This is a genomic window from Paraburkholderia phenazinium, assembly GCF_900142845.1.
In the GTDB taxonomy this organism is placed as follows: Bacteria; Pseudomonadota; Gammaproteobacteria; order Burkholderiales; family Burkholderiaceae; genus Paraburkholderia; species Paraburkholderia phenazinium_A.
Map to the genome: position 1 here is coordinate 863,004 of NZ_FSRU01000002.1, position 25,143 is coordinate 888,146.

23 protein-coding genes are annotated in these 25,143 nt (G+C 65.7%); 13 read left to right on the plus strand and 10 right to left on the minus strand.

The genetic code is table 11. The annotated features are described in order from the left end of the window. The first annotated feature begins 237 nt into the window (after window positions 1-237). On the plus strand, window positions 238-1,065 hold the full coding sequence (locus BUS12_RS21010; protein WP_074298948.1) for a creatininase family protein: 828 nt from the start codon (window positions 238-240) through the stop codon (window positions 1,063-1,065). A 100-nt stretch (window positions 1,066-1,165) separates the two neighbouring features. Beyond that, the gene (locus BUS12_RS21015; RefSeq protein ID WP_074298950.1) at window positions 1,166-2,341 is read left to right on the plus strand and encodes a YncE family protein; all 1,176 of its coding nucleotides are present in this window, start codon (window positions 1,166-1,168) and stop codon (window positions 2,339-2,341) included. A 14-nt stretch (window positions 2,342-2,355) separates the two neighbouring features. On the opposite strand, the gene BUS12_RS21020 is transcribed toward BUS12_RS21015, so the two are convergent. The 10 genes from BUS12_RS21020 to BUS12_RS21065 all read right to left on the minus strand — a co-directional run bounded on the left by BUS12_RS21020 (window position 2,356) and on the right by BUS12_RS21065 (window position 13,045). After that, window positions 2,356-2,640 (minus strand): hypothetical protein, encoded by a 285-nt coding sequence (locus BUS12_RS21020; RefSeq protein ID WP_074298951.1) that lies wholly within the window; start codon window positions 2,638-2,640, stop codon window positions 2,356-2,358. Further along, window positions 2,637-3,152, minus strand: coding sequence for a hotdog family protein (locus tag BUS12_RS21025; protein ID WP_074298954.1), 516 nt, complete (start codon window positions 3,150-3,152; stop codon window positions 2,637-2,639). Before BUS12_RS21025 ends, BUS12_RS21020 begins: the two co-directional genes overlap by 4 nt. Further along, window positions 3,149-3,982 carry a beta-ketoacyl synthase chain length factor gene (locus BUS12_RS21030; protein ID WP_074298956.1) on the minus strand — a complete coding sequence of 278 codons (834 nt, stop codon included), beginning with the start codon at window positions 3,980-3,982 and terminating at the stop codon, window positions 3,149-3,151. Before BUS12_RS21030 ends, BUS12_RS21025 begins: the two co-directional genes overlap by 4 nt. Beyond that, window positions 3,979-5,208: a beta-ketoacyl-[acyl-carrier-protein] synthase family protein gene (locus tag BUS12_RS21035; RefSeq protein WP_074298958.1), complete on the minus strand. Its 1,230-nt coding sequence runs from the start codon at window positions 5,206-5,208 to the stop codon at window positions 3,979-3,981. Before BUS12_RS21035 ends, BUS12_RS21030 begins: the two co-directional genes overlap by 4 nt. Window positions 5,209-5,320: 112 nt before the next feature. After that, a complete protein-coding gene (locus BUS12_RS21040) occupies window positions 5,321-6,202 on the minus strand; it encodes a polysaccharide deacetylase family protein (RefSeq protein ID WP_074298960.1) in 882 nt (293 codons plus the stop codon). Next, window positions 6,199-8,742: an MMPL family transporter gene (locus tag BUS12_RS21045; protein ID WP_074298962.1), complete on the minus strand. Its 2,544-nt coding sequence runs from the start codon at window positions 8,740-8,742 to the stop codon at window positions 6,199-6,201. Before BUS12_RS21045 ends, BUS12_RS21040 begins: the two co-directional genes overlap by 4 nt. Next, entirely contained in the window at window positions 8,742-9,413 is a 672-nt protein-coding gene (locus BUS12_RS21050; RefSeq protein ID WP_074298964.1) for an outer membrane lipoprotein carrier protein LolA, read from the minus strand. Before BUS12_RS21050 ends, BUS12_RS21045 begins: the two co-directional genes overlap by 1 nt. Before the next feature lie 3 nt (window positions 9,414-9,416). Beyond that, on the minus strand, window positions 9,417-10,424 hold the full coding sequence (locus BUS12_RS21055; protein ID WP_074298966.1) for an LpxL/LpxP family acyltransferase: 1,008 nt from the start codon (window positions 10,422-10,424) through the stop codon (window positions 9,417-9,419). Then, window positions 10,421-12,316: an AMP-binding protein gene (locus tag BUS12_RS21060; RefSeq protein ID WP_074298968.1), complete on the minus strand. Its 1,896-nt coding sequence runs from the start codon at window positions 12,314-12,316 to the stop codon at window positions 10,421-10,423. The genes BUS12_RS21055 and BUS12_RS21060 overlap by 4 nt, the downstream gene beginning before the upstream one ends. 72 nt (window positions 12,317-12,388) lie before the next feature. Next, on the minus strand, window positions 12,389-13,045 hold the full coding sequence (locus tag BUS12_RS21065) for a COG4648 family protein (RefSeq protein ID WP_074298970.1): 657 nt from the start codon (window positions 13,043-13,045) through the stop codon (window positions 12,389-12,391). Between the two features lie 573 nt (window positions 13,046-13,618). Between BUS12_RS21065 and BUS12_RS21070 the strand changes: the two genes are divergently transcribed. From BUS12_RS21070 to BUS12_RS21120, 11 genes are all read left to right on the plus strand, one after another. Then, the gene (locus tag BUS12_RS21070) at window positions 13,619-13,897 is read left to right on the plus strand and encodes a phosphopantetheine-binding protein (RefSeq protein ID WP_290439582.1); all 279 of its coding nucleotides are present in this window, start codon (window positions 13,619-13,621) and stop codon (window positions 13,895-13,897) included. A gap of 79 nt (window positions 13,898-13,976) precedes the next feature. Next, the gene (gene fabG, locus BUS12_RS21075; RefSeq protein WP_074298974.1) at window positions 13,977-14,693 is read left to right on the plus strand and encodes a 3-oxoacyl-ACP reductase FabG; all 717 of its coding nucleotides are present in this window, start codon (window positions 13,977-13,979) and stop codon (window positions 14,691-14,693) included. Window positions 14,694-14,886: 193 nt separating this feature from the next. Beyond that, window positions 14,887-16,275 (plus strand): NAD(P)/FAD-dependent oxidoreductase, encoded by a 1,389-nt coding sequence (locus tag BUS12_RS21080; RefSeq protein ID WP_074298976.1) that lies wholly within the window; start codon window positions 14,887-14,889, stop codon window positions 16,273-16,275. A gap of 68 nt (window positions 16,276-16,343) precedes the next feature. Beyond that, the gene (locus BUS12_RS21085; RefSeq protein ID WP_074301613.1) at window positions 16,344-17,132 is read left to right on the plus strand and encodes a glycosyltransferase family 2 protein; all 789 of its coding nucleotides are present in this window, start codon (window positions 16,344-16,346) and stop codon (window positions 17,130-17,132) included. A 126-nt stretch (window positions 17,133-17,258) separates the two neighbouring features. Beyond that, a complete protein-coding gene (gene rbsK / locus BUS12_RS21090) occupies window positions 17,259-18,149 on the plus strand; it encodes a ribokinase (protein WP_074298978.1) in 891 nt (296 codons plus the stop codon). Continuing rightward, complete coding sequence (rbsD, locus tag BUS12_RS21095; RefSeq protein WP_074298979.1) at window positions 18,146-18,544, plus strand: D-ribose pyranase; 399 nt, start codon at window positions 18,146-18,148, stop codon at window positions 18,542-18,544. The genes rbsK and rbsD overlap by 4 nt, the downstream gene beginning before the upstream one ends. Before the next feature lie 32 nt (window positions 18,545-18,576). Beyond that, complete coding sequence (locus tag BUS12_RS21100) at window positions 18,577-20,088, plus strand: sugar ABC transporter ATP-binding protein (RefSeq protein ID WP_074298981.1); 1,512 nt, start codon at window positions 18,577-18,579, stop codon at window positions 20,086-20,088. Window positions 20,089-20,215: 127 nt separating this feature from the next. Continuing rightward, on the plus strand, window positions 20,216-21,169 hold the full coding sequence (locus BUS12_RS21105) for an ABC transporter permease (protein ID WP_074298983.1): 954 nt from the start codon (window positions 20,216-20,218) through the stop codon (window positions 21,167-21,169). Between the two features lie 134 nt (window positions 21,170-21,303). Next, complete coding sequence (gene rbsB, locus BUS12_RS21110) at window positions 21,304-22,248, plus strand: ribose ABC transporter substrate-binding protein RbsB (RefSeq protein WP_074298985.1); 945 nt, start codon at window positions 21,304-21,306, stop codon at window positions 22,246-22,248. Window positions 22,249-22,464: 216 nt separating this feature from the next. Next, window positions 22,465-23,490, plus strand: a complete 1,026-nt coding sequence (locus BUS12_RS21115) for a LacI family DNA-binding transcriptional regulator (protein ID WP_074298988.1) — start codon at window positions 22,465-22,467, stop codon at window positions 23,488-23,490. A gap of 353 nt (window positions 23,491-23,843) precedes the next feature. After that, entirely contained in the window at window positions 23,844-25,031 is a 1,188-nt protein-coding gene (locus BUS12_RS21120; protein WP_074301614.1) for a porin, read from the plus strand. Window positions 25,032-25,143 lie beyond the last annotated feature (112 nt).

Consider the following 25,143-nt stretch of genomic DNA (forward strand, 5'->3'; position numbering starts at 1 on the left):
CGCTTTGCATGAAGTGCGACATAAACAGGTCTCCAGACGTTAAAGATGAACGCCATTTAACAGCAATCGAAAGAATAAAGAAAGCTAAAAGAAAGATTTGAGGCCGCAAATTGCCCAGGGAAAACCCGTGGCGAGGCGCCTCATTGCCGTGCCTCGGCGACCCAGCAATTGCATCTCCATGCGCGGACGCGGCGGATATACTCACAGCGTCGTCAATCTTCCGGGATGGGACCTGTCATGCGTTTTTCATCGCGGCGCTCATTTACGTCGGTCGTTGCGTCGATCGTCTTGCTGATCGCCACACAAAGCGCTTTCGCGCAAACGCCGAAAACCGTATTCCTCGAAAACCTGACCTGGACGGAAGTGCGCGACGAAGTGGCGGCGGGCAAGACCACCATCATCATTCCCATCGGCGGCACCGAACAGAGCGGTCCCGACGTGGCGCTCGGCAAGCACAACGCGCGCGTCGCCGTGCTGTCGCAGCGCATCGCCCAGCAGCTCGGCAATGCGCTTGTGGCGCCGATCATCGCCTACGTGCCCGAGGGCGGCTACGCGCCGCCGACGTCGCACATGAAGTTTCCCGGCACCATCACGATCCCCGACGATGTGTTCGAAAAGCTGCTGGCCTCGGCGGCCAATAGCTTCGCGGTGCACGGCTTCAGGAACATCGTGTTTCTCGGCGACCATGGCGGCTATCAGAACGACGTCAAGCGTGTCGTCGCCCAGTTGAACAAGTCATGGGCCGGCACGCCGGCGCGGGCCTTCGTGCCGCCGGAGTACTACGGCACCAGTTCGGACGGGTACTCGGAAATCCTGCGCCAGCATGGCTTTCACGATGACGAAATCGGCACCCACGCCGGACTCGCGGATACCGCGCTGCTGCTCGCGGTCGCGCCGCAAATGGTGCGCGTCGAGCGCTTGCGCAGTGGTCCTAAGCTTGGGCCGGCAGACGGTGTGTACGGCGGCGATCCGCGTCGGGCGACGGCGGAACTCGGCCAGCTAGGAATCGATGCGATCGTGTCGAGAACCGTCGACGCCATCAGGAAAGACACGGCAGGACGCTGAGCCGATGCGGCATGGCCTCGCTCGCCGCCAGCCGCTCGTCCCCAAGCCGTTTGCCTCACGCCGTTTGCGTCTGCGTCATCCACTCATGGAGGTCTTCGCTATGGCTTACCGTTCCGCTCGCTGGCTGCGGCTCGCATCGTCTGTTGGCGTGATTCTGGCGGGTCTATCGATCATCACGGACCCGGCCCTCGCGGCCTCGTCCGTGACGACCGTCCCAGGCATGCCGCCTGTGGTCAACGCGAGCAACCTGTACGGCGAAGCAGGCGTCAACCATATGAGCCCGGCGGTGGCGGGCGCCTTGCAACGGGTCTATGTGCCGAACCTGCGCTCGAACGACGTCTACGTGATCGACCCAACCACGCTCAAGGTGATCGACCGCTTTCCGGTGGGATTGAGCCCGCAGCACGTCGTGCCGTCCTGGGATCTGCAGACGCTGTGGGTGGCCAATAACGCCGAGGGCCGGCCCGACGGCAGCCTGACGCCGATCGATCCGAAGACCGGCAAGCCGGGCAAGGCGGTGATGGTCGACGACCCGTACAACATGTATTTCACGCCCGACGGCAAGGAAGCGATCGTGGTCGCCGAGGCCCGCGCGCGGCTCGATTTTCGCGACGCCCATACGATGGCGCTCAAGTCGAACCTCGACGTGCCGGAATGCAAGGGCATCAACCACGCGGACTTTTCGATCGACGGCAAATACGCGCTCTTCACCTGCGAGTTCGGCGGCAAGCTGGCGAAGATCGATCTGGTGAACCGCAAGGTGGTGGGCTATCTGCAGCTCGAAGCGAAGGGCATGCCGCAGGACATCCGCATTTCACCAGACGGCAAGGTGTTCTATGTGGCCGACATGATGGCCGACGGCGTGTTCGTGGTGGACGGCGACAGCTTCACGAAGATCGGCTTTATTCCGACCGGCGTCGGCACGCATGGGCTGTATCCGAGCCGCGACGGCACGAAGCTGTACATCTCGAACCGCGGCTCGAATCGCGTGCATGGGCCGAAGCATGGCAAGGGCAGCATCTCGGTGCTCGACTTCGCGACGCGCAAGGTGCTGGTCACCTGGCCGATTCCAGGCGGCGGCAGTCCCGACATGGGCAACGTCAGCGCGGACGGCAAGGTGCTGTGGCTATCGGGCCGCTTCGACGACGTGGTGTACGCCATCGATACCACCACAGGCGCCGTGCATTCGATTCCTGTCGGCATGGAGCCGCACGGGTTGACGGTGTGGCCGCAACCGGGGCGCTATTCGCTGGGACATACGGGGAATATGCGCTGAGGCGCACGGGGCGCTTACGTCTTTTCCTTCACCCAGCGCTTGGTGGCGTGGTAGCCATTGCGCGTGCCGTTCGCAATCGCATGGCCCGCGCTCCTGGCGCCATGCGCCACCGCATGACCAGCCGTCTTCGCGCCGTGCGCAACCGCATGGCCGGCATTGCCGATCGCGTGTCCCGTTTCCTTGCCGGCGGTCTTTACATCGGTTTTGAACTGATGAGCCCCCTCGGCGAAGTCCGCATGGGCCAGCGGCGTAAGCGCGGCGAGCGTCAGCGTGACGAGCGACAGCCTGAACTTCTTCATGACACAGATCCAAAGTGAGGGCCGGGGCTCAAGGCACGCGCGGCCGTTAGGGTAGCGCCGCTCGCATCGAGCATGACGGTGGCGCGGCCGGTCAGCAGCAGACGCTCGTCACACCGCAAGGCAAAGCGGTAGAGGATGTTGTTGTCGTTGCCGCTCAGACGCTCGGCTTCGACGTTTAACGGGCCGCCCAGCGTGTCGAGCCGTGCGACTTGCGCCTCGACATCGCGCACGCTGGCGAGAAAACCTGCACGCGGCCGGTCCTGGGAAGCCCCGAGCAACGCGCCATGTACGGCCATCGCCTGCGCGGCGTACTCGATGCCGCACACTGCCGCGAGACGTCCCTGCGCACGCAGCGGATTGTGCGGATCCCGATGACTGGTGGCCGTGCAGCGGATATGCTCGGCATCCCATTCGACCACCTGGTCGAGCAGGCACATCGAGCCGCTATGCGGAATATGCGCGGCGATCCACGCATGGTCGAGCGGCGGCGAGAGCGGAAAGCTGGACGTCATGATGCGGACTCGCCCGAGTGGTTCGATATTGCATCGGACATCGTAATGTCGAGTTGCAACTGAACGTCCTGCAGATAGTCGAGCACCACGTTCGACGTGTGGTGTGCCGCCAGCGCGTCGAGCAACGGCAGCGCGCGGGCAGCCGGATTGCCGAGCCGCAATGCTTCGAACTCCGACGCGGCGAGCACGGTCGCGGGCGTGTCGGTGAGCCGGGCGTCGATGCGCGCGAGCGTGTGCGCGCTTTGCGTCGGCGCGAGCACCAGCGCCACGCCGAAGGCATCGGGGATCGGCCGCACTTCGCGCATCGGCGCGGGGTAGTCGGTATCGAAGGCGATCAGCAGGGTGGGCACGCCGTCGACCGCCACCTGGCAGAGCGCTTCCAGCAGACCCGCGGCAAAGCTGCCGTCATACGCGCTCAATACGTTGGACGGCGCCATCGCCCGCGTGGCGATGCTCCAGTAGCCGGCCGGCGCGTTATGAACCGAGTTGTGAAATCGCGTCGGCGAAAGCGCACGGTCTTCGCCCGCGAGCGTCTCGCAGATGACGTGGCAGTTCTGACCGTCGCCGCCCGAGGCGGCGAACACCGTGGCGAGCGACGCGGCATCGCGGCCGCTCGCCGCCACCGCCTCATGACCGACCGCGAGCGCGAGCTTGACGCCCGTGCCGGTACGGCGCCGCTCGGCGGCGGGCAGACTGGCCGGTGCGGGAACGACGGCGCGCGCGGTCACATAGGGCGCACGTCCGGCGAGCAGGTCTTGCGCCTCGGCCCAGTTGTTCAGGCCAGGCCCGAGCAAGCCGACGCTTTCGATAAAGGCACGCAGGGCGATCATAGGGACGCGCCTCCGTGAAGTGCGCGGTCGGCACGCGCGAACAGCAGGCTGCAATTCGTGCCGCCAAAACCGAACGAATTGCTGAGGACGGTGCGTAGCCTGGCGGGGCCACCCGTCAACTGATAATTCAGTCCGAGCGCCGGATCGGCTTCGGTGGTGTTGATGCCGGCGGGCAGCCATTGCTCGCGCAAGCTGAGCGCGGCGATCACGGCTTCGAGCGCCCCGGCGGCTCCAAGCGTATGACCGGTTGCGCCCTTGGTCGAACTGCACGGCGTGGCGTCGAACAAGGCCTGGACCGCGCAGCTTTCCGCAGCGTCGTTGCTCGGCGTGGCCGTGCCGTGCAGGTTGATGTAGTCGATTCCGTCTGCGCCGATGCCGCTGCTCGCGAGCGCCTGCTCCATCGCGAGGCGCGCACCGAGTCCTTCCGGATGCGGCGACGACATATGGTAGGCGTCGCTCGATTCGCCGATGCCGACGAGCAGGATCGCCCCATCGGGCGACGGTGCCTCGTTCGCCTCCGGCGCACGTTCGAGCAGCGCGAACGCCGCAGCCTCGCCGATGGAAATACCGCTGCGGTGGGTATCGAACGGTTTGCAGGGCGCGGGAGACAGCAGCTCGAGCGAGTTGAAGCCGTACAGCGTGGTGAGGCAAAGCGAATCGACGCCGCCCACCACGGCGGCATCGATCAATCCAGCGGCCAGCATGCGGCGCGCCGAGGCGAACACCTTGGCGCCCGAAGAACAGGCCGAGGAGATCACGAACGCCGGTCCTTGCAGCCCGAAGAAGGCGCGCACGAACGCCGCCGACGAATAGGGGTTATGTGTCCCGGCGTAGTGGAAACCGGCGGGCAGGGCGCCGCTTTGCGGATCGCGTCGGCGGTAGGCATTTTCGGTTTCGAGAATGCCCGCAGTGCTGGTGCCGATGAATACGCCGACGCGTTGCGCACCATGACGCCGCGCCGCCGCGGCAACCGCCTCGGCAAAGCCATCCTGCGCGAGGCCCAGTTGCGCGAGCCGGTTGTTGCGGCAGTCGAAGTCGTGCAGATCGGCGCGCACCGGCTCGGCATCGACGCCATCCACTTCGCCGATCCACGTGTCGAGCGTCGCGCGTTCGAAGCCGCACGGCGCGAGGCCGCTGCGTTGTGCGCGCAACGCCTCGAGCGTGGCGTCGAGCCCGCGGCCGATACAGCTCGTGGCGGTAAAGTGCGTGAGCACAAGAGGTTTCACAACGATTCAGTCCTGTTACGGTTCAGTGGACTAGCGCAGCGCGGGCTGACGCGCTCGATGCGATAGCGCCACAGTCTATCTATCCATGGTAGCAAAAGGCGTGCGCGCACCGTCATCCGCGAACCTCGCTTTCGAGCTCCGGCGCAATCGCCGCGCGCAACGTGGTGCAGCGCAACTGGGCGGCAGCGGCCGCGTCGAGTACGGCCGGCAGCACGTCGAGCACCACCGGCCGATGGCGCGCGTCGCGGGCCGGATGGCCGTCGTGCACGAGCAGGATGTCGCGCGGCGCGAGGCCGCGCAGCAGGCGCTGCGTCACCACGGCGGCATCGCGGGTGCGGGTGTCGAAGCCGCGCCGGGTCCAGCTCGCCAGATGCAGCCCGAGCCGGCACAGCACCGGTTCGAGAAACGGATTGCGCAGGCCGGCCGGGGCGCGAAAGAACAGCGGCCGCACGCCGCCGATCTCAGTGAGCGTCTGTTGCGCCGCGGCGATCTCGCGCGCCAATGCGGCCGGACCCAGCAAGGAAAAGTTATGACGATGCCGCTGACTGTGGTTCTCCACCGCATGGCCGCGAGCGACGATGGCTTCGACGCAATGCGGATGGCGGCGAGCCGCCTCGCCGATGCAGAAGAAGGTCGCGCGGGCATCGTAGCGATCGAGCAGGTCCAGCACGCGCGGCGTGACTTCAGGGTCCGGGCCGTCGTCGATGGTGAGCGCGATCTGCCTGCCTGCGCTTTCCGGCAGCGTCGTCCAGTTCAGGCCGAGCAAGGCGCTGCGCGGCCACAGTCCGGCCGCTGTCAACGCCAGATGCGAGGCGACCACGCTGCCCACCGCCCACGGCCATAGCGCGGGCTGCAGCACGACCGCGGCGGCGGCGCCGGCATGCAGCACGGCCGAGCCCTTGATAAACGGCGACGGCTTCCAGCGCCGTGCCGTGCCGGGTGCTGCCGGCGTGGCGCGCGAAGCGGAAAGCAGGTGAGGAGGCGTCGAGTTCATACGCGCTCTCCGCTGCGTTGCTCAGTCGCCACCGGCGGTGTCACGCGTGTCGCACGCGTGATGGCCGGCGCGAGAATCGCCGAAAACAGCAAGGCGAGAATCGCACCCGGACCCACCGTCAGACCGAACGCCTTGAGCAGCGGCACACGTGCCAACGCCAGCAGCCCGAAGCCGGCCACCGTCGCCAGGTTGGCGATCAGCAGCGAGACGAGCGTCTGCGGCGCGATGCTGGGTACACCGCTCGACCCATGGTTCGGCTGGTTGAAAAACAGCGCGTAGTTCGACCCTACCGCGACGATCAGCAGCATGCCGATCAGGTGAAGAATCGTCAGTTGTTCGCCTGCCAGCGCGAGCCCCGCACATACCACCAGCACCGCGGCGATCAGTGGGGCGAGCGTGCGCACCACGGCCTGCGGCGAACGCAAGGCGATCAGCAGCAGTACGACGATCGCGCCGAGCCCGGCCAGCGACAGGTGGATGTCCTCGCGCACGTAGTTGATGTAGAGACGATCGGCTTCGGCCTTCATGTCGACGAAGAGCGCGTCCGGCACTTGTGCGCCGGCTACGGCCGCGCGGATCGTGTCGGCGTCGAGACTGGGTTCGTTCGCCGTACTGGCATGGGCCGCGTCATGCGCGCTATCCGGCGCACGCAGCGACAGCATCGCGCTCCAGCGGCCGGCGCGTTCGGTCAGCAAGGCGTCGACCGCAAGCGCCATGGACGTGCCGCGCAGATCCGCACGTTGCAAGAGCGGTTGCTGGCGGGCCGCCTGAACGTCGGCGATGAACGGGGCGAAGGCGTCCGGCTTGACGCCAATCGACTGGTTCGCGACCGCCTCGCGCATGCGCGTGGCGAGCACCTCGGCGGACGGCAGGCTGGCAAGGCGGGCACGCTGCGCGGCCACGCTCGGCAGGTAAAGCGCAGGGCTTTCGAACCCGGCCAGCACGCCTTTGTCCACCAGCGGCTGCAATTGCGCCGAGACCTTTTCTGCGCCTTCCAGCACCGCTTCCTGGCTTGCGCCCGAGATCACGACCAGATAGCGCACATCGGGTGCGCCGACATCGGCGCGCAGGCTTTCGTCGAGCGCCAGGCTTTGGCGCGACACCGGACTGAGGGCGGAGAGTTCGTGGCTCCAGACCTGGCCGCGATGAAACACGAGCGTGGCAACCGACGCCACCAGCAACGCCACCAGCGGCCAGCGCAAGCGCGGCGCAGCGGCGGTGATCCTCGCGAGTGCCGCGCCGAGCGGGGCGACGTCGCGAATCGCAAAACGGGCGCCGCGCAGATGCGGCAGCACGAAGCGCGTGACGAGCGCGGCCGTCGTCAAACCGGCGATCGAATACAGCCCGAGTTGCACGAGACCGGGAAAGCCGGAGAACAGCATCGAGGCGAAACCGCAGATCGAAGTCAGCACGCCGAGGCGGATGGTCGGCCAGTACTGGCCAATCCATTCGCGCAGCGCAGGGTCGCCGCGCGTGGCCGACGAACCGGCGGCCAGTGTCGTGCCTTGGGTCTGCACACGCGAGGACTGCACGAACAGATAGATCGAATAATCCACCGCTTCGCCGATCAGCGTCGTGCCGAAACCGAGCGTGATGCCATGCACCGTGCCGAACGCGAGGCTGACGGCGGCCAACCCCGCTGCGACGCCCGACAGCACCGGCAGCAAACCGAGCACGAGCGTGAGAGGCGAGCGGTACACCACCAGCAGCAGCGCGACGATCAGCGCGAGGCTGACGGCGGAAAGCCGCGCGACGTCGTGCTTGATGTTGTCGCGCGTTTCGACGGAAAACACGCCCGGTCCGGTCATCAGCAGATGGTAGGACGCGGGGTTCGGCAGGGCGTGCGTGGCGGCATCGAAAGCATGCTGCACGGTGGCGATGGCACGGGCCTGGGCATCGGTGTCGGAGCCCGCGCCCGCGGTCTGCACGACCAGCACCGCCCGCTTGCCGTCGCGCGAGGCCCACACGCCGTCCTGCGAAGACGGCTGCGCGCCGCTGTCGAGCCGGTTGACGAGCGCGGCGACTTCGCCGGTCGGATCGTGCGGCAGCAGGTCCTTGGTGAACATGCCCGCCGACGAGCCCAGCAGATCGAGACTGTCGCCGAGCGCCTGATGCAGCCCGTCGACCGAAAAGCGCTGCGGCGTCACCGCCGGACTCAGCACATAGCGATGCGCGAAGATGAACTGCTGATCGCGCGCCTCGCTGACCGGCTCGCCGTTGTTGACCGAGGCGAACTGCGCATCGCCGCGCAGGGCGGCCGCCACATTGCGCGAGAGCGTCGCCCGTGCAGCGGGGTCGCCGCCTTCGATGCCAACCAGAATCAGCCGCGACACCAGGCCGTCGCGCAACTGGTCGACCAGCACGCGCTGCCCGGCGCTCGGCGAGCGCGGCAGGAACGCGGACAGGTCGGCGGTAAAGGTAGTACGGCTAATGATGACGGCGCACGCCAGCAGGAACATGAGCCACAGCAGCACGGCGCGCTGCCTCAGCGGCCGGCCGATGCCGCGCGGTGGCGTGCCGGCGGAAGGCGGCTCGCGCATCACTGGGCCGCGTCGTTTTGCAGGCGCATCAGCGAATGATCGCCGTCGGCCTGCTGGATCGCGACCGTATGCAGCAGGTCGCGCGTGCCGGTCAGCGTGATGGTGCTGACCGTCTTCAGCATGCGCGCATCGAGCGGCGTGAGCGTCAAGGTCCAGTCGTCGCCGCTGCCCGCGACCGCCACCTTGTACACCTGCTCGAGCGCGAAGCGGTTGCCCGTCAGCGTCGCGCGAAGGCTCTCGATAAAGGCCGACAACTCCGGATACTGCGTCAGCGCGAGCGTGTACTTGTGACCGTTACGGGCGATGGTCAGCTTGTCGCCGTCGACCACGAGGTCTTCCGGCTTCGGATTGTCGGTGCGCTTTTCCAGATGGTCGGGCGCGGTGAACACCAGTTCGCCCGAGGAAGTGACAGGCTCGGTGGCGATCGACAGGTACTTGGTTTCCACGAAGCTCGCATGTCCGGATTTCTTCTGGCCGAGCGTGGACATCAGGCGGTCGAGATTCCAGCCGGAAGCGCCGGGAGTGGCCGCTTGCGCGGTGTCCGCTGCGTTTGCGATGTCCGTGACGTCCGTGACGAAGGCCGCTGCGACGACGGTCACGAGCGCGGCGAGCACGCGAGCCTTGCGACGCAACGGTAGTGGTTCACGGGACGGTGGGCGTGCGGCAATCATGCGTCAGGTGTTCCTGCTGGGAGTGGTCAGATCCGCGCTGGCGGTCACCGCTTTAGCGCCGTTTCGAGCGGCGGCCCCGGCAGCCGTAGCGGCTGTTTCAGCGGCGGATTCGGTTTGCCAGAAGTCGAAATAGTTGAACCAGTTATAGGGCGCCGCGCGGCAGTGCTGCTCCAGCAAGGCGACGTAACGCACGAGGGCGGCCTCGACTGCGGCGCCGCGTTCGCTGCGTTCGACCTGCGAGAAATCCGCCAGTGTTTCGAAGTGGATATCGTAGCGGTTGCCGCCGCGATACAAGCCGGTCATGAAGATCACCGGACGCCTAAGCATGGCCGCCATATGCAGCGGCCCGAGCGGAAACGCGGCCGGCTTGCCGAGAAAATCGACCCAGCGCACCGAGTCGCGCGCATCGCCCAGCAAGGTGCGGTCGGCGAGAATGCCGATCATGCTGCCGCTGTCGAGATACTCGCGCACCTTCAGCATGGAATCGACCTGGCCCAGCCCGATCACGTCCTGCTTCGCGGCCGGATTGATGGAAGCGAGAATCGCATTGATACGGCGGGCGTTGTCCTCGTACATGGTGACGGCCACGCGCAGATTCGGCTGGGTGCGGCCGACCGCGCGCACCACTTCGAAGCTGCCCAGATGTGCGCCGATCAGAAACGCGCCGTGTCCTTCGGCAAGCGTGGCGCTGATCAGTTGTTCGCCGGACAGACGCAGATCGAACAGATCGAAGCGTTCGTTGAGCAGATAGATGCGGTCGTGGATGGTCGCGCCGAACGCCACGATATGCCGCCAGACATCGCGCCAGGTCGCCGGCCGGCCTAGCGCACGCGTGAGGTAGGCGCGCGAGGTCTTGCAGGCGGCCGGCGAAAACAGCACGAAATAGATACTGGCCGGCGCAATCACGATACGGCTCAGGCGCCGGCCGAGGCGCAGCGACAGCCACGTCATGAAGCGCATCATCGGCAGGTTGCTGCGCTCCTCGCGCTGGGTCCAGGCGGGCCGCTTCATGACACGGCCTCCGCGACCGGCTCGGGTGCGGCCAGCACGCCGCTGGCAACCGCGCGTTGTCCTGCGCTGACGGTGAAGCGGATCGCGCCGCTGGCGGTGGTTTCGAACATGAGATCGAGCGGCGCGCCCGCTTCAGCCGGACTCGGGAACTTGGCGGAACTGAGGCGGCAGGCGTCGAGCGAACGGTTCAGCGCGGCGCCGATCGCGCTGATGGCATGGTCGAGCAGCACCACGCCCGGCACGATCGGCTGGCCGGGGAAGTGTCCGGGGAGGGCGGCGTGGTCGGCGGGGATCGTGAAGGTGAGGGGACGCGTGGCCGGCCGGGTGGTCGAAGGGGCGACCGTCCGCTCTATGGTCGAGCATGCCGCGCGCGCCGCGATCGGGCTGGCCGGCGCATTGGCGTCCGAGCGCGTGGCGGCGGTCAACGCCGCGCGCGTGTGTTGCTCGACCAGCGCCGTGAGGACGTCGCGCGGCAGCTTGCCGGTGGCGTTGCGCGGCAGCGCGTCGACGAAGAACAACGGGCGCGGCATGAACGCCGCGTCGATGCGTTCGCGCAGCGCGCGCTGCAGATCGGCGGCCGCAAGGTCCGGCGCCACCACGAACGCCAGCAGACGCGTGACATGCTCGCCGCGTCGCGTGGTAGCGTCGGCGCTGGCGGGCTCGTCCGGCATGAAGAACACGCCATCGACGACACCGGATATCTCGTTCAACTGATGATTCAGGTAGCCGAGCGAGGTCCGCTTGCCGGCGATATTGATGAGATCGCCCTTGCGCCCATGCAGCAGAAAATGGCCGGCGTCGAGCAGTTCGAGCGCGTCGCCCATCGGCACCGGCACTTCGATATGGCCGCCGGAGACCCAGACGGTGGCATCGTCCGGCTCATCGGTTTTGTCGCTCGGTGCATCCGCAGCGTGCCCGGCGTTCGCCTGACGCCGGGTCTCCAGTCGGATGTCCGGATAGAGCTGCCAGTCCGCTCGCTGCGCGGTGCGGCGCGTGGCGATCTGGCCGCTTTCAGTACTGCCGTAAATCTCGAGCAGCGGCGCATCGAGGCGAGCCTCGGCGGTGCGCGCCAGGTCCGCCGCCAGCGGCGCGGTCGCCGACACCATCAACGAAACCGGCGGCAACGCCTGGCCCGACATCATCAACGCGCGCAGATGAACCGGCGAGGTCACCAGCACGCGCGGTTGCGGAACGGCGGCGAGTTCCGCGGCGATATCGCCGGGGTAAAACGGTTGCCCGTTACTGAAGGCGAAGCCGCCGATCAGCGCCAGCAACACCGTGTTCTCGAAGCCGTACATATGCTGCGGCGGTACGGTGCCGACCAGCGTGCAGGCGCCCAACCCGTTCAGCCCAAGGCGGGCCGCCGAGGTGCGCAGGCACTTGACCAGATCGCCCCACTTCTTGCCGTGCGGCACCGGCACGCCGGTCGAACCGGAAGTGAACAGATAGGCCATGACCTGCCCGGCGTCGATCCGCGGCACGGCGATATCGGCATGGGCGTCTGCATGGGCGTCGGCGCCGGCTTGAACGCGAGCGGGCGCATCAACTTCACCGGACTCCGAAGGAAAACAGAAACGCGGCAGCTCGACGCTGCAGTGGGCGCTATCGTGCAGACAGAACGTATCCGGTGCGAACGACGCCAGTTGCCGCACCGCTTCCGGCGTATGCGCGGAAGGCAGCAGGCTGATCTTGCCGGCCACCAGCGTCGCGCACAGGCCGACCGCGAAACGATAGCGGTCGGTGCACATGTTGAACACATGGCCGCCCTCGGGCAGCGCCTTCGCGACGCGTGTCACGTCGGCGAGAAACGCGCGCACGGAAACCGGCGAGCCGTCGCGCCAGGCAATCGTCTGGGCGGACGACGAGTGGAACAGCAGAGGAAGGCTCGGCATAGCGTCAGTCGAAGCAGTGGCTGTGAGTCCGCACGGGTGTCGCTCGACGCCGTGCGGAGATTAAACCTGAATTCATTGTGCGCGTTCGGCGCGGCCGTGCATCGTATGACGGTAAGCGCGGGCGGCGGCGATCATGCTGGAGCGCTGCACATTGGGCAGCGCCACGCGCCGCCAGGCATGTTCCCCGACGAACATGACCGCGACCAGCGGCAGCGTCATGTAATTGGCGAAGGTTGACCATACAACCAGTGGCGCCGTGACGAACAGCAGCGTCGACAGGCCCGCGATGGCGAGAAAGAACGCCGCCCACGCGACCGTGATCTGGCGCGTGTAGTGCGCGACCGCCGGCGTCAGCGTGCCATGCACCACGGCGGCGAACTGGCTGCACAACGGCTGGCGGCCGGCTGCCAAGGTGCGGCCGAACACGAACGCCATGACGAGGTTGATGCTCAGATGTTCGAGATACGCGCCCCATTCGAAGTGACGCACGAGCGGTGCGCGTCCCAACCATAGCGCGACGCAGCCGCACGCCCATAGCGGCAACAGCCAGACGCGTTGCGGCGTGCGGGCCGCCGCGGCGAGCGCGATCAGGAGCAGCGGAGCCACCACCACGGCGAGGCCGAAACCCTCGGCGCCCGGCGTGCTGGCCGCGTAGTGCGTGCCGAGCTCGCAGGCGGCGATCACGCCGACCGTGGCCGCGCCACGCACGATACGGTTTAGCTGCGCCATGACGCGCCTCCGGCGTAACGGGACCATGCAGGGGACAACGCAGGCCGCTTTCCACCGGACGCCGCCCTGTGGAAGGCCTCGCAGAACACATCAGGAATAAGGTCGATACGCTGCATATAGGGGAATTTTTCCAAGCCGGTTCGTAGCCGAAGCGCCGGTTCTTTCATCACATGAATAGCGCGCCGTTCTCCGACGATATCTGTATCACGCATTTTCTGTTCCCGATCGGAACCTGATAACAGACTCGCCCTGGCGCGCCGGGTTCGCAACCGGTTTTGTAACTGTTTGTGTGGCCGCGCGTCGCGAGCGCGGCGGGCGCAATTCTAGCGTACCGTCCCCACTCAGGCGCAGGGCGGGTTTCGCCTTTCGCACCCTTACGCGGCGCGCGTGCGGGGCAAAACGTCGTGTAACCCTTTCTGGGTATACGAGGCGCAACGGCTTCGTCTAGAATCGCCCCAGACTTACAATCTTGAAAAGCGGGCAGATTGCCGGTCCGACAGGGGTGGAGGCCGCGCAGCCAGGGCTCGCGCAAGGCTCGGGTACTGGCCGCTCTCACCCCTTCCATTGGCATGGATCCCGGCACATAAGACAATGAATAAACTGGAAGAAGAGCTCGCCGCGCTGATCGTCGGCGAATTGAATCTCGAAGACGTGCAACTCGATACCGTCACGGCCGATACGCCGTTGTACGGCGACGGGTTAGGGCTCGACTCGATCGATATCCTTGAAATCGCGCTGTTGATTTCGAAGAAGTACGGCTTCGAACTGCGTTCGGACAACCCGGACAATCAGAAGATTTTCGCCACGCTCGGCGCGCTCGCGGCCTATGTGGAGGCGCATCGCGTCCGCTGATGGCCGGCGCGCATCTCATGGAGCGTCACGGTCTGTGCGTTCCCGGCGAAAATCGAAAGCATTCAGTAATGGAGAATCGATGCGAGCGCTTGTGACAGGGGGCAGCGGCGCGTTGGGTCAAGCCATCAGCGAAGCGTTGGCCAAGGCAGGCCACGAAGTGTGGGTGCATGCCAATCGCGGCCTCGCGCAGGCCGAGGCCACGGCACAGCGGATCGTCGCCGCAGGCGGCACCGCGCACGCCATTGCCTTCGACGTGACCGATGCCGAGGCGACCCAGCAGGCGCTGGAAGTGCTGCTGGAAAGCGCGCCGGTGCAGATCCTCATCAACAACGCAGGGATTCACGACGACGCGCCGATGCCCGGCATGACGCAGCAGCAATGGCGCAGCGTGATCGACGTGTCGCTGAACGGTTTTTTCAACGTGACGCAGCCGCTTTTGATGCCGATGATCCGTACCCGCTGGGGGCGTATCGTCAACATGGCGTCGGTGGCCGGCGTGATGGGCAATCGTGGCCAGGTGAACTACGCCGCGGCGAAGGCCGGTTTGATCGGCGCGACCAAATCGCTCTCGCTTGAACTGGCGTCGCGTGGCATCACCGTGAATGCGGTGGCGCCCGGCATCATCGACTCGCCGATGGCCGGCGCGGCCTTTCCGCCTGAACGGATCAGGCAACTGGTGCCCGCGCAGCGTGCCGGCCAGCCGGAAGAGGTGGCGTCGATGGTGGCGTACCTCGTGTCCGACGCCGCTGCCTATGTCACGGGCCAGGTGTTGTCGATCAACGGCGGTCTCGGCTGAGGCGAGCGAGGCGAGGCCGGACCAGGCGATGCCAGGCGCAAAGGTCAGGCACAAGTTGTGCGTCTGAGGTGGCGCAGCGAGGGCGCGTGGCTCTTAACTCAGGACCGCAGGAAGGCCGGATGGCCGGCCACCGGAATACCGGTCACCGCACCGCATGGCACCGCGGGTAACGTCAGCAATGCAGAGGAAAACGATGGCCGAAGCAATTCAATCCGACCCACCTGAACGCATTGAACACGCTGACCACACGGACGCCGCGCTCTGGGACGTCGTGGTGATCGGCGGCGGCCCCGCGGGTTCGAGCGCCGGCACCTTGCTCGCCGATCGCGGCTACCGCGTGCGTCTGCTGGAAAAGGCACGGCATCCGCGCTTTCATATCGGCGAGTCGTTGTTGCCCGCCAATCTGCGGCTCTTCGACCGCCTCGGCGTGGGCGAGCAGGTGAGGGCGATCGGCATGGTCAAGCTCGGCGCCGAATTCGTTTCGCCGCAGCACGACAACCGGATGGAGCGTTTTCTGTTCGCCGAAGCATGGGACAAATCGATGCCCGGCGCCTACCAGGTGCGCCGCTCGGAACTCGATCATCTGCTGCTGCGCAATGCCGCCGCGCATGGCGTCGAGGTGGTGGAGGGCTGTCACGCGCGCGATGTCGCGTTTCTGCCGGACGACGCCGGCGCGGTGATCCGCGCGCAACACGAAGACGGCCGCGAGGAGCAGGTGCGGGCGCGCTTCGTGGTGGACGCCTCGGGCCGCGACACGCTGCTCGCGAACCAGTTCAAGAGCAAGCGCCGCAACGACAGGCACAACAGCTCCGCGCTGTACGGCCACTTTCGCGGCGCGCAGCGTAACCCCGGCGAGCACGAAGGCAACATCACCGTGTACTGGTTCGAGCACGGCTGGTTCTGGTTCATTCCGCTCGCCGACGGCACGACCAGCGTCGGCGCCGTGGTGTGGCCGTACTACCTGAAGAGCCGTCCGAAAGGCCGCGCGGTCGAGGACTTCTTTGCCGACACCATCGCGCTGTGCGTGCCGCTCGCCGAACGCCTGAAGCATGCCGAGCGGGTGCACGACGTGCACGCCACGGGCAACTATTCGTACAGCGGCGAGCTTACGCACGGACGCAATTTCCTGCTGCTCGGCGACGCCTTCGCATTCATCGATCCGGTGTTCTCATCCGGCGTGATGCTGGCGATGCAAAGCGCCTTCGCCGGCGCCGAAGCGATCGACGTCTGCCTGCGCGATCCCGCCCGCGCCGACGCGGCGCTCGCGCGCTTCGACAAGCGCCTGCGGCATGGGCCGAAAGCGTTCTCGTGGTTCATCTACCGCATGACGTCGCCCGCCATGCGCGAGCTCTTCATGGCGCCGCGCAACGTGCTGCGCATGAAAGAGGCGCTGCTGTCTCTGCTGGCGGGCGACATCTTCGAAGACACGCCAATCTGGCGTTCGCTAGGGCTGTTCAAGGGCGTGTACTACGTGTCGGTGCTGCTCAACGCGCCGCGCACCTGGCAGGCCTGGCGCGCGCGCCGGCGCAATCTGCGCGAGGCGCCTGGCGAAGCGGCCGAGACGCAGATGGTGTCGCGATGAAAGCCCTGCGCGAACCTCTGCCGGCCACCGGCGAACCCGTTAAGACTTCTATGCAATTTGCTGTTCCCATGCGTACAACCCGCCCATCGTCGACTCATCTGGTTCTGATCCCGAGCTATAACCCCGGTGAAAAAGTCTATGACACCGTGCGTAGCGCGCGTGAGCACTGGAGCCCCGTCTGGGTGATCGTCGACGGCAGCACGGATGGCAGTACTGAGCGTCTGCTCGCCATGGCCGAGCAGGATGCCGGCTTGCACGTGATCGTGCTGCCGCACAACCAGGGCAAGGGCGCGGCCGTGCTGACCGGTCTGGAGGAAGCGGCGCGGCGCGGTTTCACGCATGTCCTGACGATGGATTCCGACGGCCAGCATCCGGCCAATCTGATCGCGCGTTTCATGGCCGCTTCGCAAGCCCAGCCCGATGCGATGGTGCTGGGCCTGCCGAAGTTCGACTCGAAGGCGCCGAAAGCGCGCGTCTATGGGCGGCGCCTGTCCAACGTCTGCGCCAACCTCGAAACCTTGTGGTCGGGCATCGGCGATTCGCTGTACGGGTTTCGCGTGTACCCGGTCGTGCCCTTGCGCGACGTGATGAGCCGTCACGTCTGGATGCGACGCTTCGATTTCGATCCGGAAGCCGCCGTGCGCCTGTGCTGGGAAGGCGTGCGACCTATCCAGATCGAAGCCCCGGTGCGCTATTTCCGCGCCGACGAGGGCGGCGTGTCGCATTTCAACTATCTGCGCGACAACCTGCTGTTGTCGTGGATGCATTTGCGGCTTTTCTTCGGCTTCCTGCTGCGCTTGCCGGTGCTGATCCCGCAGCGCCTCGGGCAACGCCCCATCCCTCCCGTATCGGGTTAAACCCTGGGTCATCTTCCGTCGGACGAACGGCTCTGGTATAAATCCGCTCCAAAGCTGATTACGTTTTAGCACGGCAAAAATTGACCCCTGCGTTCCGGCGCGGGTTGAGATGTCCGAAGGAGCGGTATGGCACGCGTGGTCGTAGTAGGCAGCATCAATATGGACATGGTGGTGGCGACCGAGGTGTTTCCGCGGCTCGGGGAAACGCTGTTCGGCCAGCGCTTCGCCACCTATCCCGGTGGCAAGGGTGCCAACCAGGCGGTGGCCGCGGCGCGTCTCGGCGCCGAGGTCACGATGATCGGCTGTGTCGGCGCGGATGCGTTCGGCGATCTGATGAAGGCGACGCTCGAGCGCGAAGGCATCGACACGCGCTGGGTCTCCACCGGCCGCGAAGCCACCGGCATGGCTGCGATCACGCTGTGCGGCGGCGACAACGCCATTCTCGTCGTGCCGGGCGCCAACCACGAACTCTCGCCGGCCGATCTCGACCGCGCTCACGAAGCGTTTGCCGGGGCCGACGTCGTACTCGCGCAACTGGAAGTGCCGCTCGCCACGGTCCTGCATGCCGCGCAACTCGCGCACCGTCTCGGCAAGCCGTTCTTTCTCAATCCGGCGCCCGCCGTCGCCTTGCCCGCCGAACTGGTTGCGCTGACAACCTTGCTGACGCCCAACGAGCACGAACTGGCGACCGCCTTGCAAACCGCCGGTACCGACTGGGCCGAGGTGCTCAAGCGCATGCCGGGCCGCATTGCGATGACGCATGGCGAGGACGGCGCCTACACCACGCGTGCGGACGGCGAACTGCTGCACCAGGCCGGCTTCAGCGTGACCGCTGTGGATACCACCGGCGCGGGCGATACCTTCAACGGCGCGCTCGCCGCGTTCTGGCATCTCGGTGCGGACGAAGCCATGCGCCGCGCCAATGCAGCGGGCGCCTTGTCGGTGACCCGTGCGGGAGCGCAGGGCGGCATGCCCACGCTCGCCGAACTCGAACAGTTTCTGAAGGCTCAAGCATGAAAAGACTCGGACACCTGAATCGCGACATCGCACGCGTGCTGGCCGGCATGGGCCATACCGACAGCGTCGTGATCGCCGACTGCGGCCTGCCGATTCCCGACGGCGTCGAATGCATCGACGTCTCGCTGACGCTCGGCGTGCCCGGCTTCTTCGACGTGCTGGACAGCGTGCTGGCCGACTTCAAGGTGGAGCGTGCCGTGTTCGCGAGCGAGAGCCTCACGCACAACGCCGCGGTGGTCGCACGCATGGCGCAACTGCGCGACGCCCAGGTTGCCGTCGACGAGGTGCCGCACGAGACCTTCAAACGCCTCTGCCAGCAGGCCAAAGCGGTGATCCGCACGGGCGAGTGCAGTCCGTACGCGAACGTGATCCTGCATTCGGGCGTGATATTTTGAGCGCCCCGGCGTTTTCTTGAGAGAGGCGTGTCATGCAAGTGACCATGCGGGGCATCGGCAAGGCGTTCGGGCCGGTGCGCGTGCTCGACGGTGTCGAATTCAATCTCGGCGCCGGTGAAATTCACGCGCTGATGGGCGAGAACGGCGCGGGCAAGTCGACGCTCATGAAGATTCTGAGCGGCGTCTACCAGGCCGATGCGGGCGAGATCCTGATCGACGGCAAGCCCACGCCGATCCGCAACACCGTTGAAGCCGAGCGCGCCGGCATCGCCATCATCCACCAGGAATTGAACCTGATTCCGCAGTTGTCGGTGATGGAGAACCTGTTTCTCGGCCGCGAGCCGAGCCGCTTTGGCGTGGTGGATTCCGCGGCCATGCGCAAGCAGGCGCGCAAGTGGCTCGACATGGTGGGCGCCGAGCGCATCGATCCGCAAGCCGAAGCCGGACACCTCTCGATCGGCCAGCAGCAACTGGTAGAAATCGCCAAGGCGCTCTCGCTCGATGCGCGCGTGCTCGTAATGGACGAGCCGACCGCGGCCCTCACGCATCGCGAGATCGAGACGCTGTTCGAGATCATGCTCGCGCTGAAGGCGCGCGGCGTCGCGCTGGTGTACGTCTCGCACCGCATGGAAGAAATCTTCCGCATCTGCGACAAGGTCAGCGTGTTGCGCGACGGCCAGTTCGTCGGCGAACGCGCGGTGCAGGACACCAGTTTCGACGAAGTGGTGCGCCTGATGGTGGGCCGCGAGCTGGGCGATCGCTTTCCGAAGCGGGCCCAGACGCCGGGCGAAGTGCGCTTCAAGGTAGCGGGCCTCGCCGACGACGGCAACATCTCCGGCATTTCATTCGACGTGCGCGCCGGCGAAGTGCTGGGCGTGGCCGGCCTGATGGGCGCCGGCCGCAGCGAGATTCTGCGCACGCTGTTCGGCCTTAACCGCAAGACGGCGGGGACCGTGACGCTCGATGGCCGCACGCTCGAGGTGCGCGACGCGTCGGGCGCGATCGACGCCGGCATCGGCTTTGTCACCGAAGACCGCAAAAGCCAGGGCCTCGTGCTCGGCATGTCGGTGCGCGAAAACGCGACCCTGGTCCATCTGGACCGCTACGCCCGCTTCGGCGTGGTGAACGACGGCGCCGAACGCGCGGCCGTCGCCGATCTTATCAAGCAGCTACGCATTCGCACCCGTGATGCGGAGCTGGACGTCAAGTCGCTCTCCGGCGGCAATCAGCAGAAGGTCGTATTCGCCAAGTGGCTCGTCGAGCCGCCCAAGGTGCTGCTGCTCGACGAACCGACGCGTGGCGTGGATGTGGGCGGCAAGGCCGAGATCTACACCATCATCAACCAGCTCGCGTCGCAGGGCGTGGCGATCGTGATGGTGTCGTCGGAATTGCCGGAAGTGCTGGCCATGAGCGATCGCATTCTGGTGATGCACCAGGGCAGGCAGAACGGCATTTTCGAGGCGGCCGGCGCGACCCAGGAGCTGATCATGACGGCCGCCACCGGCGGCCATGCGGCGACGGTGGCGACTTCCGCAGCGGCCTGAAAGCGCACCGAGCCAATCATTGAACGAGACACCCTGAACGGCACGGCGGCAACGCCCCTGTTCAACGTTTGACGGCGACCCAAAGCGCCGACATCCAGATCCGAGCGAGAAACGAGCGAGACACGACATGTCGCAATTGACCATGACACCCAGTACCAAGGCCACGCTGCAAAAGCTCGGGCCGTTCATCGCGCTGCTGATCATCGCGGTGGGGCTTTCCATCGTCAGCCCCAACTTCCTGACGCTCGACAACCTGCTCAATGTGATGCGCCAGGCGTCGATCAACGCGTTGATCGCATTCGGCATGACGCTCGTGATCCTGCTGGGCGGCATCGACCTCTCGGCGGGCTCGGTGCTGGCGCTGTCGTCCGTGATCATTGCGAGCCTCATGCAAAGCGGCGTGCCGGCCGTGCTGGCGACGCTCGCCGGCATCGCGGCCGGCGGCGTGATGGGGCTCTTCAACGGCCTCGTCATCAGCAAGGGCAAGGTGGCGCCGTTCATCGCCACGCTCGGTTCGATGACCGTGCTGCGCGGCCTCGCGCTGGTGGTCTCCAACGGCAGCCCGATCAGCAGCTTCAACAGCGATTTCTTTTCGCTGCTGGGCGGCGGCTATGTGGCGCGGCTGGTGCCGATCCCGGTCGTGCTGATGCTGATCATGTTCGCGGTCTTCTGGTTCGTGCTGAAGAAGTCGGTGTTCGGGCGCCACGTCTACGCGACGGGCGGCAACGCCGAATCGGCGAAGCTCTCGGGCGTGAAGGTCGATCGCATCCAGTTATGGGTGTACACCATTTCCGGCGTGATGGCGGCGCTTGCCGGCGTCGTGCTGACCTCGCGCCTGAACTCCGCGCAACCGACCGCGGGCACCGGCTACGAGCTCGACGCTATTGCCGCCGTGGTGCTCGGCGGCACCAGCCTGACCGGCGGGCGCGGCTGGATTTTCGGCACGCTGGTGGGCGCCTTGCTGATCGGCGTGCTGAACAACGGCCTGAATCTCATGGATGTCTCGTCGTTCTACCAGCAGGTCATCAAGGGCGGGGTGATCCTGCTGGCCGTGCTGATCGACCGGGGCAACAAGAAGTAGGGCGCCTCTGTGCCGCGCTCGTCTGTATGAGCGCGGCCGCAAGCCGATTTTTCTAAAGCAGTAGCGGCGCAAGCCGCGTAGTACCACTAAACGATCCACGTCACACTCTACTCAAAGGACTCAGGAGGACGACAATGAAGAAAATCATCTCCCCGCTGTTCGCAGCATTGCTCTTGGTCGGCATCGCCGCCTGTTCGAAACAGGGCCCGGACAGCACCACGGCTGCGGGCGCGAGCGACGCCTCCGCGCCGGCCGCGGGCGGCGCCGTGACGATCGGCCTGTCGATCTCGACGCTCAACAACCCGTTCTTCGTCTCGCTGCGCAAGGGCGCCGAAGACGAAGCGAAGAAGGACGGCGTGACGCTGATCACCGTGGATGCGCAGAACGACCCGGCCAGGCAGCAGGCGAGCGTCGAAGATCTGATCCAGAAGAAGGTCAGCGTGATCCTGATCAACCCGACCGATTCGTCGGCCGTCGCCAACGTCGTAAAGGAAGCAACGGACAAGGGCATCAAGGTGATCTCGCTCGACCGCAGCGTGAACGGCGCCGAAGTCAGCTCGCACATTGCCTCCGACAACAAGGCCGGCGGCAAGATGGCGGCGGACTTCCTCGTCGACAAGCTGGGCGGCAAGGGCAACGTGGTCGAACTGCAGGGCATTCCGGGTTCGTCCGCCGCCAACGAGCGCGGCGCCGGCTTCGATACGGAAGTGGACGCGAAGGGCGGCGTGAAGATCGTCACCAGGCAGCCGGCTGACTTCGATCGCGCCAAGGGCTTGTCGGTGATGGAAAACATCATCCAGAGCAACAAGGACATTCAGGGCGTGTTCGCGCAGAACGACGAGATGGCGCTCGGCGCGGTCAAGGCGCTGCAGGCCGCCGGTCTGAAGAACGTGGCGGTGGTGGGCTTCGACGCCACCGACGACGCCATCGCCGCCGTCAAGGCCGGCACGATGGCCGCCACCGTGCAACAGCAGCCGGAACTGATCGGCCAGTACGGCGTGCAGACCGCGAAGAAGCTGGTGGACGGCCAGGCCGTGGACAAGTTCATCCCGGTTCCGCTGAATCTGTACAAACAGTAAGCCGGTTTCCAGCCGCGCGTCCCCGTAGTACCATCTGGCACTGATATCAACGTCGATGCAGTGCTCGCCGCCGCCCGGTAACCACCGGCGTGGCGGCGTTCCCCCCACTACCTGTCTGGCGCAATGACGCGTCGGCCTTGGGCCATCGTGCCGCTGCAGGCGCTGCCAGGGCTTCGTGATCGAGGGCGTCAACCCACCTGCCGCGAGGAAGTCCGCGTGACCCAGTTCGAGCGTCTGACCATTGACGACATCGCCCGTCTGGCGAACGTGTCCCGCACCACCGCGAGCATGGTGCTGAACGGCTATGCCGAGCGCTATCGCATCTCCGCGGCGACCGTCGAGCGGGTCCTGCAGGTCGCGAAGGAACACCATTTCACGCCGTCGCAATCGGCGCGTGCCCTGCGCTCGCGGCGCAGCAATACGATTGGCCTCGTGATCCCCGACCTCACCAACTCCGTGCACTCCGCGCTGGCCCAGGCCATGGAATGGCAATGCCGCGGCCAGTACGGTTGCCAGTTGGTCGTGGTGACGAGCGACGAAGACCCGGTCCGCGAAACCGAGGGAATTGCCCACCTCGTCTCGCACCAGGTGGACGGCCTCGTCGTGGTGCCGTGCACGGCCGACCCCGAGCGCTACCAGAAGTGGGTGAAGCGCCTGCCGCTGGTGTTCGCCGACCGCCGCGTCGAAGGCAGCGCGATTCCGTCTGTCGTGACCGATGCGACGGGAATCGTCGCGACGCTCGTAGGCGATGCGATCAAGGACGGCGTGACCGAGGTGGTGTACTTCGGTGGTCAGTCGGAACTCTCGGCGAGCCGCGACCGTCTGGCGGGCTATCGCCAGGCGCTGGCCGAGCACGGTTTGAAGGAAGCCACGGACTGGGTCCACCAGCGCGACTACCAGCGCGAATCCGGCCACGCCCTGATGCAAGCGTGGTTCGCGACCCATGGCCGTTATCCGCAGGCGTTGTTCACCGGCTCGATCACCTTGCTGGAAGGCGCGCTGTCGTTCATGAGCGAGGCCCATAGGCTGACCCAGGCACCGGGCCGCCTGATGTCGTTCGACGACCATCAACTGCTCGACTGCCTGCCGCTCGCCATCGACGCGATCGTGCAGGACAGCCGGCAACTGGCCGAGCACAGCCTGCGCGGCGTGTTCGACATGCTCGAAGGCAATGCGCATCCCGATTCGTTGCAGGTGCCGGCCCATATTCATTACCGGCGCACCTCAGCCACACCCGGATAAGCGCACGGACTTAAAGCGGCAATACTGAGCCGCGTACGGAAATTGCTTGAATGCCCATTCGCTCGTTGAACTAAATACTGCACGAATATTTCAGCCCGCTTTCTTGCGAAAAGTATAATGAATCGGCAGTATGACGAATGGAACTTCGCATTTTAGCGAATGGCGCTTTAATACTAGTCTTTGCGTCAAATGAGTATTTCCACTCCCGCAATAGTCCGTCAGTCCGTTGTTTGGTAAGGATTTTCTGCCTGTTAACTTTTCGCGACAGGTAATATTTTTCAGTGTTCCGGAAGAGTGCGTCGCGTTATTGTCCATTTCGCAATAACTGAATCATTCATTGGCACGGAGAAATGATGAAAAGAATCGCGCTTTCCACTCTCTCGCTGACACTGCTGGGCGTTGCGGGCGCCGCGCACGCACAAAGCAGTGTTACGCTTTACGGCACGATTGATACCGCCATTACCTTTGTTCATAACGCCAATGCGGCCGGGCAAAATCAGTGGTCGGTCGGCAATGCGAGTAACGGCGATCTGTCCGGCAGCCGTTGGGGCCTGAAAGGCCAGGAAGACCTGGGTGGCGGTCTGAAGGCCATCTTCCAGTTGGAAAACGGCTTTAACCCGAGCACGGGTGCGCTGGCGCAAGGCGGCCGCGAATGGGGCCGTCAGGCGTTCGTGGGTTTGAGCGCGGACCAGTACGGCACTTTCACGCTGGGTCGCCAATATGATCCGCTCGTCGACCTGGTGCAGGGCATCACGGCCGACAACTATTTCGGCAGCACGTTCGCCACCGCAGGCGACGTCGACAACTACGACAACAGTTCGCGCACCAACAACGCGATCAAGTACGTGTCGCCGGTGTTCTCGGGCCTGCAGGTCGAAGGTATGTACGCGTTCGGCGGTGTGGCGGGACAGACCGGCTCGGGACAGACCTGGTCGGCGGCCGCGTCGTATAACAACGGTCCGATCTCGGTGGCGGCGGGTTACTTCGTGGCCGACAATCCGTCGGTCGACGGTCTCGTGCGGCCTTCCACGACCACCGGCACCGGCTGGGGCGGCACCTCCGACGGCACCTTCGACGGCTCGCTGATCAACCTCGGCCTGCAGAGCGCGAAGTCCATCAATATTGCCCGCGTCGCGGCGCAGTATGTGGCCGGTCCGTTCACGTTCGGCGCGGGCTACAGCAACGCGCAGTACAAGGCGGACGGACAATCGGCGTTCGCGTCGACGGAGAAATTCAACACGGGCCAGGGCTTCCTCGACTACCAGGCCACGCCGGCGATCCTGCTGGGCGTGGGCTACAGCTATACGAAGTCGAGCGGCGACACCGGCGCGACGTACCACCAGGTTTCGGTGGGCGCGGACTACAACCTGTCCAAGCGTACCGACGTGTACCTGGTGGGCGCATGGCAGCACGCCAGCGGCGAAACGCTTAGCGCCGACGGCACCGCCGTGGTCGCCGCGCAAGCCTCGGTGGGTTCGTATGGCTACGGCGGCACCAATACGCAGGAACTGGTCAGCGTCGGTCTGCGCCACAAGTTCTGAGGGTGTTGCACCCGCCACGCCCGTGGCGAAAGCAGGGCGTGACAGTAAAAAGCCGGTCGTCAGTGTGAGCTGACGGCCGGCTTTGCTTTGTGCGCGCCGCAGCAAAGGCCTG